Source organism: Halioglobus japonicus (assembly GCF_001983995.1).
Taxonomy (GTDB): Bacteria; Pseudomonadota; Gammaproteobacteria; order Pseudomonadales; family Halieaceae; genus Halioglobus; species Halioglobus japonicus.
The window spans coordinates 364,134-377,851 of sequence record NZ_CP019450.1 but is presented as its reverse complement, the minus strand read 5'-3'; the positions used below and the strand labels follow the sequence as shown (position 1 = coordinate 377,851).

Sequence of the window (13,718 nt, the reverse complement as noted above, 5' to 3'; positions counted from 1 at the left end):
TAGAACTGATGCAAACCCATGTCGAAAACACGCTGCCCGTGACAGTATTGTCGGGCTTCCTGGGGGCGGGTAAAACCACCGTGCTCAGCCATGTTCTAAATAACCGTGAAGGCAAGCGGGTGGCAGTCATTGTCAATGACATGAGCGAAATCAATATTGACTCTGAAATCATTCGCAACGAGGTCTCGTTAAACCGCAGCGAAGAAAAATTGGTCGAAATGAGCAATGGCTGTATCTGCTGTACATTGCGTGAAGATTTATTGGAAGAAGTGACGGCGTTGGCCCAGGACGGCAGATTCGACTATCTGCTGATCGAGTCGACGGGTATTTCCGAGCCATTACCTGTAGCGGAAACCTTCACCTTTGCTGACGAAAACGGCGTGTCGTTATCAGAGGTGGCAACTCTGGACACCATGGTGACGGTAGTCGACGCAGTCAACTTTCTGCGCGACTATGACGCAGCCAAGTCCCTGCAGGACACGGGCGAATCGTTGGGTGAAGACGACGAGCGTAATGTCACCGATTTGTTGGTCGACCAGGTGGAGTTTGCCGATGTGATTCTGGTGAGCAAGACGGACCTGGCCGAAGATGATGACATCAAACGCCTGACGGCCATCCTCAGAACCTTGAATACCGAAGCCAGGATCATCCCGATCGCCAATGGCAAAGTGGACATTAATGCGATTCTCAATACCGGCCGATTTGATTTTGCTCGGGCCCAGCAAGCGCCGGGGTGGCTGAAGGAAATGCGCGGTGAGCATGTGCCGGAGACAGAAGAATACGGGATTGGTAGCTTCAGCTACGGAGCTCGCCGGCCCTTCCATCCAGCCAAGTTTCACGCGCTTCTTCACAGCCTTGATGACATCGGCAGACCCATTAGATCCAAAGGCTATTTCTGGCTGGCCTCGCGACCGGAATTCGCGGGTCAGTGGAGCCAGGCTGGAGGCATTGCCCACTACGGCTTTGCGGGTATGTTCTGGAAAGCGATTGCGCCGGAAAAATGGCCCCGTGACCCTGAGCTGATCAAGACCATTCACAACAATTGGGTTGAGCCTTTTGGCGATATGCGTCAGGAGCTTGTCTTCATTGGTCAGGGCCTGGATGAAGCCAGAATCACCCGGTTGCTGGATGACTGCTTGCTCACTGAAGAGGAAATGCTGCGTGGCAAAGACTACTGGTATTCGCTGGAAGATCCATTCCCAGCCTGGGACTGAATGTCTTTTCTGGCAGAGGCTTGTTCTGATCCCATACTAACGCGCTGAGCGGTTGTAAGCTGGCATAAGATACCAGGGCTGCTATCGGTAATCCTGGCCTGAATGTGGCAAGATAATCAGCTCTGCATTCAGGAGGTCTGTAATGGCTGATTCCCAGCGCGTGTTGGTCGTCGGTGGTACACACGGCAATGAGGTGACTGGCGTACACCTTGTCCGGCGCCTGCAGCGCAATCCACAGGAGCTCACACGCGATAGCTTTACGGCACAAACCCTGCTCGCCAATTTGCCCGCTATGGCGGCCAATCGGCGCTATCTGGAGCAGGATCTGAATCGCTGCTTCACTGCGGCGCTGCTGAACAGCGAGCCCCAGAACGGCGAGCAGGTGCTGGCGCACGAGATTAACGAAAAGTATGGGCCTAAAGGGGCGGATAGCCCGACCGACTGGATTATCGACCTGCATACCACCACCGCTAATATGGGAGTCACCCTGGTGGTGCAGCAGCACGACCCTCAGGCGGTGGATATGGCGCTTTATGTGCAGCAAAAAATGCCCGATGTGGTGATTTTCGATGAGAACTGCACACGCGATGAAGACCCCTTCTTGTGTTCGATTGGCCAGCACAGCATGCTCATCGAGGTGGGGCCTGTACCGCAGGGCCTGCTGCGCTGGGACGTGTTCGAGCAAACCGCCCGTGCCCTCGCGCACGCCCTGGATTTCATTGACTTGCGTGCCCGAGGCGAAGATAGCTTACCCTCGCCGCGGCAGGCGGATATGTATCAGTTTATCGAGAAGCTGCATCTGCCCCGTGATGAACATGGCGCCATCTGCGGCATGATTCACCCCGAGTTACAGGATCGCGACTACCGTGAATTGTCGCCCGGGGATCCGATATTTATCAGCGTGGACGGGGAGACCATTCCCTTTGACTATCCCGAGAGTGTCCATGTTGCATTTGTGAATGAGGCGGCCTATTACGATCAGGCCCATGGCCTCTCGCTAATGCGCAAAAGAACCGTGAGCTGGGAAGGCGAGTAACGCGGGAGCGCATTGGCTCAGGGCTTTTCTGCTGTTCACATGGAGCGCTGCGCTGCTCGGCTGCAGCACGTCACAGCCCGTTGCGGAGCAGGCGACGCCCGCTGCGAAAACTCGCTGGCTGGTGCAGTGCGAAAGTTCTCTGAAGCCACGTGTAGAGCCCGGCGAGGACCCCGAATCGGCGGCTCCCAAGGGCTGGATTAATGCACGCACACCGAATGACGCTAAGATTTTCGTGCTCGGAAAGCTGGACGACGGCTTTGTGCAGGCGACCGCCGCCGCCGGGGGGATTGTATCGGCCGGGCCTGGTGCGCACCCTGAACCCGGATACTGACGTGTATACCTCGATTGTTTTTGATGACTGGTCGGAGCGGCCCGAGATCACTCGATGGGTGGTGTTTGGCGACAGCCTCAGTGACACGGGTAATCTGCGCGGCGGTTTAAGCTGGTCCCGCGCAAGCCCTACTGGGTGGGGCGTTTTGCCAATGGTCCTGTGTGGACCGACTACCTGGAAGTGTCTGCCAATCTTGCCCTGCAGAACCTCGCCCGCGGTGGTGCCATGGCTGCGACCAGCGAACCCATGAGCAGTGAGGAATTAATCCAGCGGATCTATACCAACGGACAGTTCTTCGTCAGTGGCCATATCGAAGACCAGATCGATAACTACGCCACGCGTTATCTCAAAGGCGGGGCTGTCCAGCATGATGCTCACACCGTTGCCGTGCTGTGGGCCGGGGCCAATGACTATATTTCCAAGGAGGCCTACGACAGCTCGATCAGTTCGCTGTTAGGTCAGTCTTTCTCCGAGGATGGATACCGTGAGCTTGTAGCCCGTGTGGTTGGCTCGCTGCGAGTGCACCTTGAACACCTGCGCAGTCTCGGACTGCAGCGCTTTCTGGTGATTAATCTACCGCATCTTGGCAAGACACCCATGGTGGTGCACAACGACCGTTTTCTGGTGTCCCGTGATTTCGCCAGGGGCGAAGAGCAGCTGCTGGAGTTCTCCAGTCGGCTGCATGAGCTGACTGTCTGGCACAATCGGGCGCTGGCTGAAATGGTGGCTGAATTTCGGGCCGAGTCGCCGAGGGCAGAAGTGGAAATCGCCGATGTCAGCGAATGGTTTACACGGATTTTTGACCTGCAGATCGGCGCGGCAGAACTGGGGTTCAATCTCGCCGCGAATGAGGTGTTGCTGGGTTCCGCAGGTGCTGAGGGGGCGCTCCAGGATTGCTGCTATAACGGCATGACTCTCGGCGTATTTGCCACTAACTCCACCGTGTGCAAAGACGCATCCCGCGCCGTGTTCTGGGACCTGGTGCATCCCTCGACGTATCTGCAATGTTGGATGGCGTACTGGCTCGGGGAACAAATGCACAGCCAGGGCTGGCTCCGGCCCATGCCCGAGGAAAAAGCCTATGGCGCATGGTGCGCCATGATAGCCGATGCCTATTAATCCTGGGGCGCTGGTTCTCAATCGGCAAAGCGCAGAGGGAGTTGTTCAAAGCGCCGCACAAAAATACTGTCCGCGTACACCGGCTTGGGTGTTGTCATCAGCTCTAGCCTTCGCGGATCAGTCAGCACCGTTTCCACAATGATCTTCGCTTCCAGTCGTGCCAGGCCGGCGCCGATACAGAAGTGCATTCCACGGCCAAAGCTGAGGTGCTGTCTGCTGTGCCTTCGATCTAGCCGTAGGGTGTCAGGATCAACAAACCTTGCTCCATCGCGATTCGCCGCCGCCCATAGCAACATCAGCCTGTCCCCGGGTACCAGGTCAAAACCTCCGAGTGTGCAGGCCCTGCGCACGGTCCGATAGTGGAAATTGAATGGCGGCTCCAGGCGAATCACTTCCTCGATGAACAGGGGTATAAGCGCTGGTTTGCGGCGAAGTTGCTCCGCCAGTTCTGTATTACCCGCCAGTCGGTAGAGGGCCGAGCCAATCAGTGCGCTGGTCGATTCGCCGCCCGCACCAAACAACACAATCGCGATGCCAACAGCCTCTTCCCGAGAGATGGTTTCCTGCGCTATGGCCTTGGCCAGCGAGTATAATATGGGGGAATGGGCACCAGCATCGATGTGATTTGGCACGGCGTCCAGTTGCGCTGCCAAATAAGTGGCCATTTGCGTTGTTTGCTCTGCCAGATATATCAGGCGCTCACTGGTGATTTTGCCCGCCAGGATATCACCGCCCATCATGGCCCACTGCCGGTGTAGTGGCATATCTTCCTGGGGTAGACCGAGCAGGTGTGCGACGGCTCTGGCGGGTACCTGTTCTGCCAAGGCCGTGAAGTCGCCACCGCCTTCACTCGTGAGCGGCGCCAGGGTGGCGCTAGCCCAACTGCGCAGGAGTGGCTCCATGGCTTTTATTTGCGCAGCGAGAAATGCGGGCTGTAGGAGGGTCCGGTGGACCGCGTGCCTCGGGTCATCTGCGGTGGCAATCACAGTGGCAGAGCCGCTCTGGGGAAGCTCAAAGCACGCTGGCTCGCCACTATCGCCCAGATACAGCACCCCGGTCAGATTCGCCGAGAAGTCATCTTCCCGGCCGAGCACTTCCTCAATGTGCGGCCAAGTCGCCACGGTATGGAACCCTGAGTCACCTATACGGGCGATCGGTGTGTGCTCACGTAGCTGCGCGTAGAGCGTGTGTGGATGGGTGATCGCTGCCCTCGAAAGGATTTCATCGGCGCGTTTTGAATATAAAGGTGCTCTGGGCATGGGGGTTACGGCTGCGCGCTCAGCGTCGCCGCGGTACACGACCTCATAGTACTGCTCCAATGCCCCCGAACAGGCTCCAGCCACCCAGGGCAGGGATGGTAACGGGCGGTATCGACATATGTCAGGAAACTGGGCGCGTTATCCGGGTCAAAGTCGAGGTCTACTGCGCTGTCCAGAGGGAGATCTTCCCGGCCCACACCGATATCCGGAAGAGGTTGCACTATGGTGTTGATCACTGCCCTGTCCGTTTGAATTAACACGCCGTTTCCATAGAGGTCGACACGCAGATCGATGATGTCCGCTGAGCTGCCACTGCCACTGCCACTGCCACTGCTTAAATCGGTGCTCCAGCTAATCACGGCGCGATCGCCGTAGGCAGCGTCGTCAGAATGATCCGGGAAGTTGGCCGTATCGGGCGTCCATGTGATCACGGTCTCATACGTGGCAGCGCTGGCGATACCTGTCCAGATGGCCAGTACGAGCCCGACAACGGCTTTGGATTGTGATATCTGCATGTCTTCTGAAATGCCTTTATTGGTCGTGCTCCCGTCCATTGTCCCACGGGCAGGAATCGTAGCGCCAGCAGAAGTTCGGTGGGCAGATGAGGCGTGTATTGTTGCCGTTTTCCGGCCAGGTAGCTGGCCATGACGTGGCCTGGTTGTGCCATCAGGCTCCAAAGCGTGCGTGCAATGCGGTCATTGATGTCGAGCGCCTCCCGCACCGTGTCCCTCAGGAGTAGGTAAATTGACCGCTACAGATTGACGTTGCGCTGGCCACACCGATAGCAGTAGCTACCCTGAAGCGGGACGTCGCAATTTTTGCGGTGAGGCGGCGTAGGCAATGTTCTGAGCCAGCCGAAGTGAGTTGGCCAACATTCCGCCATAGACCATGGGCTCGTGATAATATGTAGGCTTCGTCTATTCGATGTCTCAAGCGACCATGACGCAAAGTATGCGGCTACCCGGTTCAGGAGAAATCTATGCGTTCTCTGTATATTTTTCGGTTTCTCACATCTGCGAAAAAGCCCGCTGGGCGCTGTACTATCTGTATATTCCCTACGAACTGGTGAGCCTGGCGCCAGGCCTGCACAGTGTGTGGGCCTCACGTTGTGGCTTGACCAGCACGACCTTGCCCACCCTGGAGATTGATGGCATCTACACCCAGGGGGCAGGTGACATCATTGACTGGGTAGAGCAGCGCACGAGCACGCTCAGGCGGTTAACACCCGAGAATGATGCATCGGAGGTGCGTGCGCTGGAACAGCGCTTTGGCGAAAGCATCGGTTTCCATACCCGTCGCATGTTCTACTCTGAGGCCTTGCTCGAGTATCCCGCGACAGTAAAGCCGCGATTTCTGGCGGGCCTGTCCATCCTTTCCCGCCTGTTCACCCAGCTCATGTGGCCGGTGATTCGTAAGGGCATGATCCGAGGTATGGAGCTCGGGCCAAAACAGGGCTAGGAGTCTCGTGCCGTGTTGGAGCGCGAGTTGGACTGGCTCGATGCACAGTTGGCTGACGGGCGTCGATTTCTGGTAGGCGATAACTTCAGCCGAGCCGACATCTCTGTAAATGGAGGCGTAGTTCGCGTGGTTGGCAAGCAGGCCAGGATCGGTATGACATAGCCGCTGAATCCAGGTGAAGTTTTCCGGTTGTAGTGTTGCGAGACAGCGTTGAGTGCTCAGATTCAGTCCCCCCACAATAAAAAAGAAACAGGCGGCTCATTCTTTTGCGGATAAATCGCTGTAGCGCTTCCGTATCGCTCGCTCGCAAGGGCATAACGCCGCCGGGGTAGTCTCTTTCAGAGTAGATAAACCGCGCATCAGTTGCAGCTGCAATTCCGGCGATTTCGTCGGGGTTTTGCAGGAAATCGTCAACCACAATGCACTGCGTTGTGTCGTCGATAATGATGAGGTTTATTTCAGCGCTGTGGTTTAGCGCTAAAGTCATTCGGCGTCCCTTGGATTGTCACTAAGGAAAACACAAGGTTTGTCTGCTCAGGCAAAGATAGAACTTGTCAGCAGCTGGACCCGCTGCGGCTTTCCCGTTACCTTGCATGAGCAATCCATAACAACACAGGTCCAAGAAATATGCCCCAAATCGAACTCCATCCACTGGCCAGGATTGAGGCCAAGCTCGGTGAGCCAGTTAACGTCGGCCGCGGCCCTCTGGGGTCCAGAGTGGTCATCGACGTCACTTCGGTAAAGCTCACTGGCGAACGGATCAATGCAGAGCTGGCAACCAATGACGCTGCGGATTGGGCCACCTTTAGTGAAGACGGTACAGTTGCATCGCTGGATGTGCGCCTGACACTGAAAACCGATGATGGTGAATTCATCTTCGTCGAGTATACCGGCAGGATGGAGACAGCCACGGGGCTGATTGCAGTTGCGCCTACCTTCCAGACCGGCTCGGAGCGCTACGCCTGGCTCAACAGTATCCAGGCGGTGTCCGCTGGGCAGGTGGATCAGGAGACAGGTGTGCTCGTGTATGAAATGTACGAGGCGCGGCCTGTAGCCTAGGCCAATGGTGCTTTCGCTCGAGGCCCTTACGTCTCGAGAACAGGCGCCGATGCAAGCCGTCGAATGAAATAGATATAACCCTGGGGCTACGATGTCTGCCGAAATGCCCCTCTGTGAGCCTATCGATGATTGCCGCGCCTGGAGGGCCGCCGATTTCGCCGAGGAGGCGCTGTGGGTTCGGCACTTCACAACCTTGGAAATCGAGGAGCTCGAGGCAATGGGCAGGACTATTGCCGAAGGTAGTCTGGCAGCTGAATATGCCGTGGCCATTCAGGCTGCTATCCTCAGTGTGGTGCCGCTAGTGTTGGAGCTGGCTGAAACAATGGCGCAGGGCAAAGGGTTCCGTTTGTGCCGGGGCTGTCCGCGGAGCGCTAGGGTGTTGAGCTAAGCGATATTGTCTATCGGGCTTTTGCCGAACAGCTAGGGCCGCTGGCCTCGCAAAATGCCGCGGGAGATCTACTGGGACATGTGCGGGATACCGGTGAAAACCAGAGCGCCCCGTCGGTCTGACGGCGCCGATTTGATCGGTTTGCTCTGCCTGAACATCCCTCGCAATGGGGGCCAGAGCCGTGTTTGCAGCTCGGTGACGCTGTTAGATGAAGTTCTTGCTCGTAGACCCGACCTGACAGCGCGGCTGTTTCGGCCCTGGTACTACCGCCGGAATAATGAACAGGCAGAGGGCGAAGCCCCGGCGTTTCCTAAACCTATCTGTTTCTACGACGGCGAGCACTTGCGCACATTCTTCGTGGGCTGGTATGTGCGCGACGCCCAGCGCGATTCGAGCGTGCCGCGGCTCACCGAAGCTCAGAACGAGTTGCTCACTCTGATTGACGAAATCTGTCGTGATCCCGCTGTTTATCTCCCAATTGATTTTCGCACCGGCGATATCCAATTGCTTAAGAACTGCTATACCCTGCATTCACGCACGGCGTTTGAAGACTGGCTTGAACCGGAGCGGCGGCGTCATTTGCTCAGGGTCTGGATCAATGCACAAGCCCTGAACGCCTTTGTTCATGCGTTGCCTGACATGGCCGGTGCCAGAAGCGACGATAGCTTTCTGTAGAAGGCTTGCCAAAGAGCGGCCACCGCCCGCGGGTATTTGATTCGCTTGCTCTCACCTTGAATTGCAAGACGATTCGCAATTTGCACGCTGAGATGAGTCACCTGCCGCCCAAAGCAAAAAACCCGATTAAAAACAGTTGCTTGAGAATCGAAAGGCATCTGGTATAGCCATTGCAGAATCCTCCTTACGATATACGAACCGCCTTCACAGGCGCCGGAGGAATCGATGAATCAGATTATTGGTACAGTGGCGAAAGTGGAGGGCGTAGTTTTCGTCCGCGGATTGGATGGAAAAATTCGTGAGCTCAATGAGGGTGACAGCCTGATAGCCGGTGAGCAATTGCTCAAAAGTCCCGACGCCAACGTTGAGCTCAGCGCCTGGGATCTTCCCTTCTCAGCGAATCAAGACGCTGAAGTGTCTACCGCTATGACCGAACAGCATGTGCCTGAAGGGCCTCAGTCGTCGAGAGAGGATGCACCCGATGATTTAGAGGTATTGCTGAGCAACTACGACGGCGACCTTATGGATCTGTTGGAGGAACCCGCGGCGGGCGCTGTGACAGGTAACCTCGGGAGCTCTTTCGTGCGGGTCGATCGCATTGGATTCGAGCTGGACGAAATAGGTTTCGGGGTTGCGGCAAACTCGGAGGCCGAGACGCCGCTGAATAGTGTGGGTAATGCGGGCGAAGCTATCGAGTTGACACCTGATGACACGCCAGAACCGGAAAACTCGCCCGTTCTCGATCCGCCCCGGCAATCAGGTGACGAGCCAGAAACGCCGGCAGTGTCTGAAAACCCTCCCCTCGAGGTTGCTCCTGAAGATCCTGGCGCGTCAGCTCCCGAGCTGCCCTCGGTTCCAGGGACAGACCCATCGCCGGAGTCGCCTATACAGCATATTCCTGCGTCTCCTGAGACACCCTCGCAACCTGAGGCATCCGCACCGTCGTCGTTGTTACAGTCGGGCTCATTGTCCATAACAGCAGTCACTGTAGTGGAGGGCTCCGGCGATGCGACGCTGATAGCAACTCTCGATGTTACGCCCGCGCAGGTCTTTGAGGTGTCGCTCAATAATGGCGCGACCTTTCTGTTCGATACAGACTATGTGCCAGGTACGCCGGTAGTCTCCAGCGCATTCCCCGTGCAGGATGACGACGCTATCGTCGATGGTATGACATTGATACTGGAGGTTGTTGCATATACGTCGGGTGTATTCGAACAACTGCAGGTGCCGGCTTACGTTGCCTTCAACGTGGTGGACACTATTGACCCTACCCAGGTCGAACTATCGGCCGCTGATATTGGCAAAGGTGGCGATATCACCGTACAAGCGACGCTGGAATATGCGCCGGAAACCGACCTGAACCTGACCCTGACGAATGCCGAGACCATTCTGATCCGGGCCGGTGAAACGGTTGGTGAGGTAACTTTTCCGGGGCCGGCAGCGCTCGATATGGGGCCTGAGGGATTGACGCTGGAATTGGGTATTGCCTTTGCCATCGGGGGCAATTTTGAGCGGCTTAATCTTGATGCCGTGGTAAACGTACGGGTGCTTAATGAAAGCCCTACAGTGATTTTTCATCCGCTAGATGATCTTCCGGATATTGAAGGTGTTCAATCCGAGGTTTACGAAGCGGGACTGTCGCCCAACGGCAGTGCCGAGGGTAAGGATTCAACGACCACCGGCGGAACTATCACGATAGCGGACGGTGATGGTCTGGCAGACATCACGGGACTGCTGGTGAGCGATACCTCGGTAGAGGCGGGGCAGACGCATATTTCAATCGAAGTCCTGGCTTCACTTGATGTGACTGACAGCACTACCTGGGTAACGTTCGCAGGCCAGTATGGTGCGGTCACCTTGACGGGCTATGAGGCGGGTAGCATTTCCTATCAGTACGATTTGGACGGCCCTGCCAATCATACAAATCAGCCGGTGACCGATGCCTTCTGGGTGGCGGTGAGCGATGATGGCTCAACCTATTCAGAGCCCGCGTCCATCGTGATCAACATCGTCGATGATGTAGTTGTAGCCGCAGACGATGTGAACAGCCTGGTGCCGGGAGCTTATGGGCCCGTGTCGGGAAACGTGATCGCCGATAGCGATGTGGTAAGCGCTGATGGAGCCGCAATTTCCTATATCGCCGGTGTGTCGGTAGTCGGCTACTCAGGCGACTACGATTTCGCCATGTTGGGCAGATATGGCGTGCTTGAAATGAATGAGGACGGCAGCTACCAGTACACCCGCAATGAGAACACGCCTGGTGGTGTTACCGACCAGTTCACCTACACACTGACCGGCGATGCCGACTTCGATAATGCTGAGCTCACTATTACCATCGGCGACCGTGACGCGGTCATCAGTGCACCTGATCTTGGTGCCTCGGGTACCGAAGTATATGAGGCAGGCTTGCCCAGTGGACAGGGGGGAGAACCTGGCGGGTCGGGTGAAATCGCCGATGAAGACGGCAACAACAACTCAGACCCATCTGAGACGACCATGGGTAGCGTGGTGTTTTCAGGAGATGGCGGCCCGTTAATCGTGTCCATTGAAAGGGGCGGTGGACCTGTCGCGCTCACTGGTGTTGGCCAGACTTTTTAGGTGAGTTCGGTGTTTTGACGGTCACTGCCCTGGGCGGCACCGGACTCGAATATAGTTATACGCTCAGTGGCCCGACTTCAGGAACCGAGGTGGTCGAGAGTTTTCAATTACAGGTTGTGGACCTCGATGGCGATCAGGTAAACGATGTACTGACGATTAGCATTATCGACGATGAGCCAGTAGCGCTCGACGACAACCGTGCGTTGGCTGCACTGCCGGAGGCCTCGGAGAGCGGCAATGTGCTGACGGGTGCTGGCAATGGCGACGCACGGGATGTGGCCGGGGCGGACAGCGCCGGTTTTACGATAACGGCGCTGCGCACTGGTGAGGAAAGCGATAGTACTGGCACTACTCAGGGTGTTATCGGCGTGGGCTTACAGGGCATGTATGGCTTTCTCACGCTGGGCGCGGACGGTGCATATACTTACACGCTCACCGCAGACCTGGTCGGCCTCGACAGCGGAGAAACTGTCTACGACGTTTTTACTTATACCGTGAGTGATGGTGATGGATCCACTGACAGCGCTCAGCTCACGGTGACGATTAATCCTCTCAACGACCAGCCGACAATCACTGCCGAGTATGACCCCATTGAGATCACCACTGCGAATGTGAATAACACTGACGAAGACTTTCTGGTGTCAGCATTTGATTTGAGCGGTGATCCGGCTGCGATTTCCATCAATGGGCAGCCCGTGGGTTTCGGTGTTGCTGGAACAGCGTCTGGTGCGAATACGGAGCTTGGGCAGAGCGGGGGAGAGAGCGAGAGTCTGGTGGTATCCTTTGATACCCCTGTCTATGGTGCCGAGGTATCGTTCTCCTGGATGAATCCCCGTGAGGGAGCCTCCTTCACTTTCTTGAGAGACGGCGAGGTAGTGGGCACTGGCGAGCATCGTGGCGGTAGCGATCGCGTCGATCCGGCGATAACGCTGGCGCCGGACAATGGCGAGGCGTTTGATGAAATCGTGTTTACCGCCCCAGGGCGTGGCGACGACTACCTCATCTACTCGATTGTCGCCAGCACCGTTTATGAAGCGGGCCTCGAGTGCGGTTCAGGCGAAGGTCCTGTAACCACCCGGGCGTCGGGTACGTTTCAGGTAGGTGACCCCGATGGCCTGGACGACATTGAGTCAGTCGCCATCAATGGCGTGGTAGTCAGCGTGGCTGCGCTGACGGCCGGCACCGTGAGCATTGCTGGTGCCAGCGGCACCTTATTGGTGGAGACCTATGATCCGGCCAGCGGCAGTGCTACCTATGTCTACACACTGGAGCAGCCGCTCGAACACGGTGCAGGCCCGGCGGTGGAGGAATTCACCTTTACGGTGAGCGATGGTGATACGACAGCAACCTCAACCGTGCAGATTGACATTGTGGAAGACCCCGCAGCGCCGGCGGTGCAGATCGACGCCGCGGAGGATTGCGACGCACCTGTCGTTGTCGATCTCGATAACGACGGCATCGACTATCTTGCCCTGGATGCCGGTGTGAGGTTTGTGGATGAATCTACCAGCGTGGTCAAGCAGACGGCATGGGTGGCACCGGAAGATGCCCTGCTGGTGATCGACGCAGATGGCTCCGGAACAGTGAACACGGCTCAGGAGTATGTGTTCACCGAGTGGAGCGACACTGCCGAAACTGACCTGGCGGCAATTGCCGAGGTATTCGACTCCAATCAGGACGGGGTTCTGGATGCTGAGGACGAACGATTCGAAGAATTTGCCCTCTGGCAGGATGCCAACTCCAATGGCGTCACCGATGCAGGTGAACTGTTTGCTCTATCCGAGCTGGGGGTCGATGCTATTGCGCTGACTTACAGTGACGGTAGTGAAGCGGGCAGCGCCGCCGGGGGTGATGTGAGAATTTTCGGTGAGTCCGAGATTCGCTATACGGATGGATCCACCTCGACGTTGCACGACACCAGCTTTAGCATCGAGGTGCATGACATGCTCTCCGGCGATAATGAGCTTATATTGCCGATATTTGAGGAACACAGCGGCCTGCTGGAGCAGCCTGTGGATTCTGCGCAGCTATCTGGCGCTGAACATCAAGCCGCAATGATAGCGCTGGATATGCCAGTGGCGCTCAACCTTCAGGACGAGGCCGCGACCGACTTTAGCTATTAGCCTGACGACCGCATCGAGCGGTAGAAGCGCACTACACAGCCAAGCATGGCCAGACAGAGCGTGATAATGGCCGCAAATGAGAGTCCGGGTACTGGACCTATCTCATCGGAGCAGTCAAAGACGACAGGGGTGCTGGCGGAGGAAGCCAGGCTGCCACAACGACCAAAAACAGTGAGTAGGGCAAAGAAAACAGACTTGCTGAACTCTCAGGCGCTCTTTTCATAGGCTCATAGATTCGTTCTAGGTGGCACGTTATCAGGTCTAACCAACATAGCACGTCAGCTCTGACCGGATCGGGTGTCGCACTTCTATACTTTTGGCCGCATGATTATCGATGTCGGAGGTGGCGCTCAACACCCAGAATAGAGGTAAAAAATATCCGGTAATCTCTCTGATCACCGTCGCTCGTTTGGCGAGGCTTCGCCTAGCCTAGCCTAGCCATGGCCAACTTTGGTTCT

Annotated in this window: 13 protein-coding genes and 1 pseudogene; 10 read left to right on the top strand and 4 right to left on the bottom strand. The window is 56.7% G+C overall.

From position 1 onward, the window contains the following. Window positions 1-8: 8 nt before the first annotated feature. The 3 genes from zigA to BST95_RS01760 all read left to right on the top strand — a co-directional run bounded on the left by zigA (window position 9) and on the right by BST95_RS01760 (window position 3,700). Window positions 9-1,214, top strand: a complete 1,206-nt coding sequence (gene zigA, locus BST95_RS01775) for a zinc metallochaperone GTPase ZigA (protein WP_084197905.1) — start codon at window positions 9-11, stop codon at window positions 1,212-1,214. A 142-nt stretch (window positions 1,215-1,356) separates the two neighbouring features. Beyond that, entirely contained in the window at window positions 1,357-2,250 is an 894-nt protein-coding gene (locus BST95_RS01770; RefSeq protein WP_084197904.1) for an aspartoacylase, read from the top strand. A 466-nt stretch (window positions 2,251-2,716) separates the two neighbouring features. Then, on the top strand, window positions 2,717-3,700 hold the full coding sequence (locus BST95_RS01760; protein WP_084197902.1) for an SGNH/GDSL hydrolase family protein: 984 nt from the start codon (window positions 2,717-2,719) through the stop codon (window positions 3,698-3,700). Window positions 3,701-3,717: 17 nt separating this feature from the next. On the opposite strand, the gene BST95_RS01755 is transcribed toward BST95_RS01760, so the two are convergent. The 3 genes from BST95_RS01755 to BST95_RS21250 are packed head-to-tail and all read right to left on the bottom strand — an operon-like array spanning window position 3,718 to window position 5,680. After that, on the bottom strand, window positions 3,718-5,019 hold the full coding sequence (locus BST95_RS01755; RefSeq protein WP_146004243.1) for a cytochrome P450: 1,302 nt from the start codon (window positions 5,017-5,019) through the stop codon (window positions 3,718-3,720). Further along, window positions 4,965-5,474, bottom strand: coding sequence for a hypothetical protein (locus tag BST95_RS01750; RefSeq protein WP_146004242.1), 510 nt, complete (start codon window positions 5,472-5,474; stop codon window positions 4,965-4,967). The genes BST95_RS01755 and BST95_RS01750 overlap by 55 nt, the downstream gene beginning before the upstream one ends. Beyond that, complete coding sequence (locus BST95_RS21250; RefSeq protein ID WP_084197899.1) at window positions 5,387-5,680, bottom strand: DUF3667 domain-containing protein; 294 nt, start codon at window positions 5,678-5,680, stop codon at window positions 5,387-5,389. Before BST95_RS21250 ends, BST95_RS01750 begins: the two co-directional genes overlap by 88 nt. 203 nt (window positions 5,681-5,883) lie before the next feature. On the opposite strand from BST95_RS21250, the gene BST95_RS01740 reads away from it, so the two are divergent. Then, window positions 5,884-6,417, top strand: a complete 534-nt coding sequence (locus tag BST95_RS01740) for a glutathione S-transferase N-terminal domain-containing protein (RefSeq protein ID WP_084197898.1) — start codon at window positions 5,884-5,886, stop codon at window positions 6,415-6,417. A gap of 12 nt (window positions 6,418-6,429) precedes the next feature. Beyond that, window positions 6,430-6,579, top strand: a complete 150-nt coding sequence (locus tag BST95_RS01735) for a glutathione binding-like protein (protein ID WP_084197897.1) — start codon at window positions 6,430-6,432, stop codon at window positions 6,577-6,579. Window positions 6,580-6,616: 37 nt separating this feature from the next. Here BST95_RS01735 and BST95_RS21245 read toward each other — a convergent pair. Then, window positions 6,617-6,904, bottom strand: a pseudogene (locus BST95_RS21245) (DUF6445 family protein); the annotation flags it as partial. A gap of 140 nt (window positions 6,905-7,044) precedes the next feature. On the opposite strand from BST95_RS21245, the gene BST95_RS01730 reads away from it, so the two are divergent. From BST95_RS01730 to BST95_RS01710, 5 genes are all read left to right on the top strand, one after another. Then, entirely contained in the window at window positions 7,045-7,476 is a 432-nt protein-coding gene (locus BST95_RS01730; RefSeq protein WP_066053482.1) for a DUF3237 domain-containing protein, read from the top strand. Between the two features lie 91 nt (window positions 7,477-7,567). Further along, window positions 7,568-7,864 (top strand): hypothetical protein, encoded by a 297-nt coding sequence (locus BST95_RS01725; RefSeq protein ID WP_084197896.1) that lies wholly within the window; start codon window positions 7,568-7,570, stop codon window positions 7,862-7,864. 93 nt (window positions 7,865-7,957) lie between these two features. After that, complete coding sequence (locus BST95_RS01720; RefSeq protein WP_169843824.1) at window positions 7,958-8,539, top strand: TauD/TfdA family dioxygenase; 582 nt, start codon at window positions 7,958-7,960, stop codon at window positions 8,537-8,539. Window positions 8,540-8,764: 225 nt separating this feature from the next. Beyond that, entirely contained in the window at window positions 8,765-11,137 is a 2,373-nt protein-coding gene (locus BST95_RS01715; RefSeq protein WP_084197894.1) for a retention module-containing protein, read from the top strand. An 89-nt stretch (window positions 11,138-11,226) separates the two neighbouring features. Next, entirely contained in the window at window positions 11,227-13,260 is a 2,034-nt protein-coding gene (locus BST95_RS01710) for a VCBS domain-containing protein (RefSeq protein WP_157114440.1), read from the top strand. The last annotated feature ends 458 nt before the right edge of the window (window positions 13,261-13,718 follow it).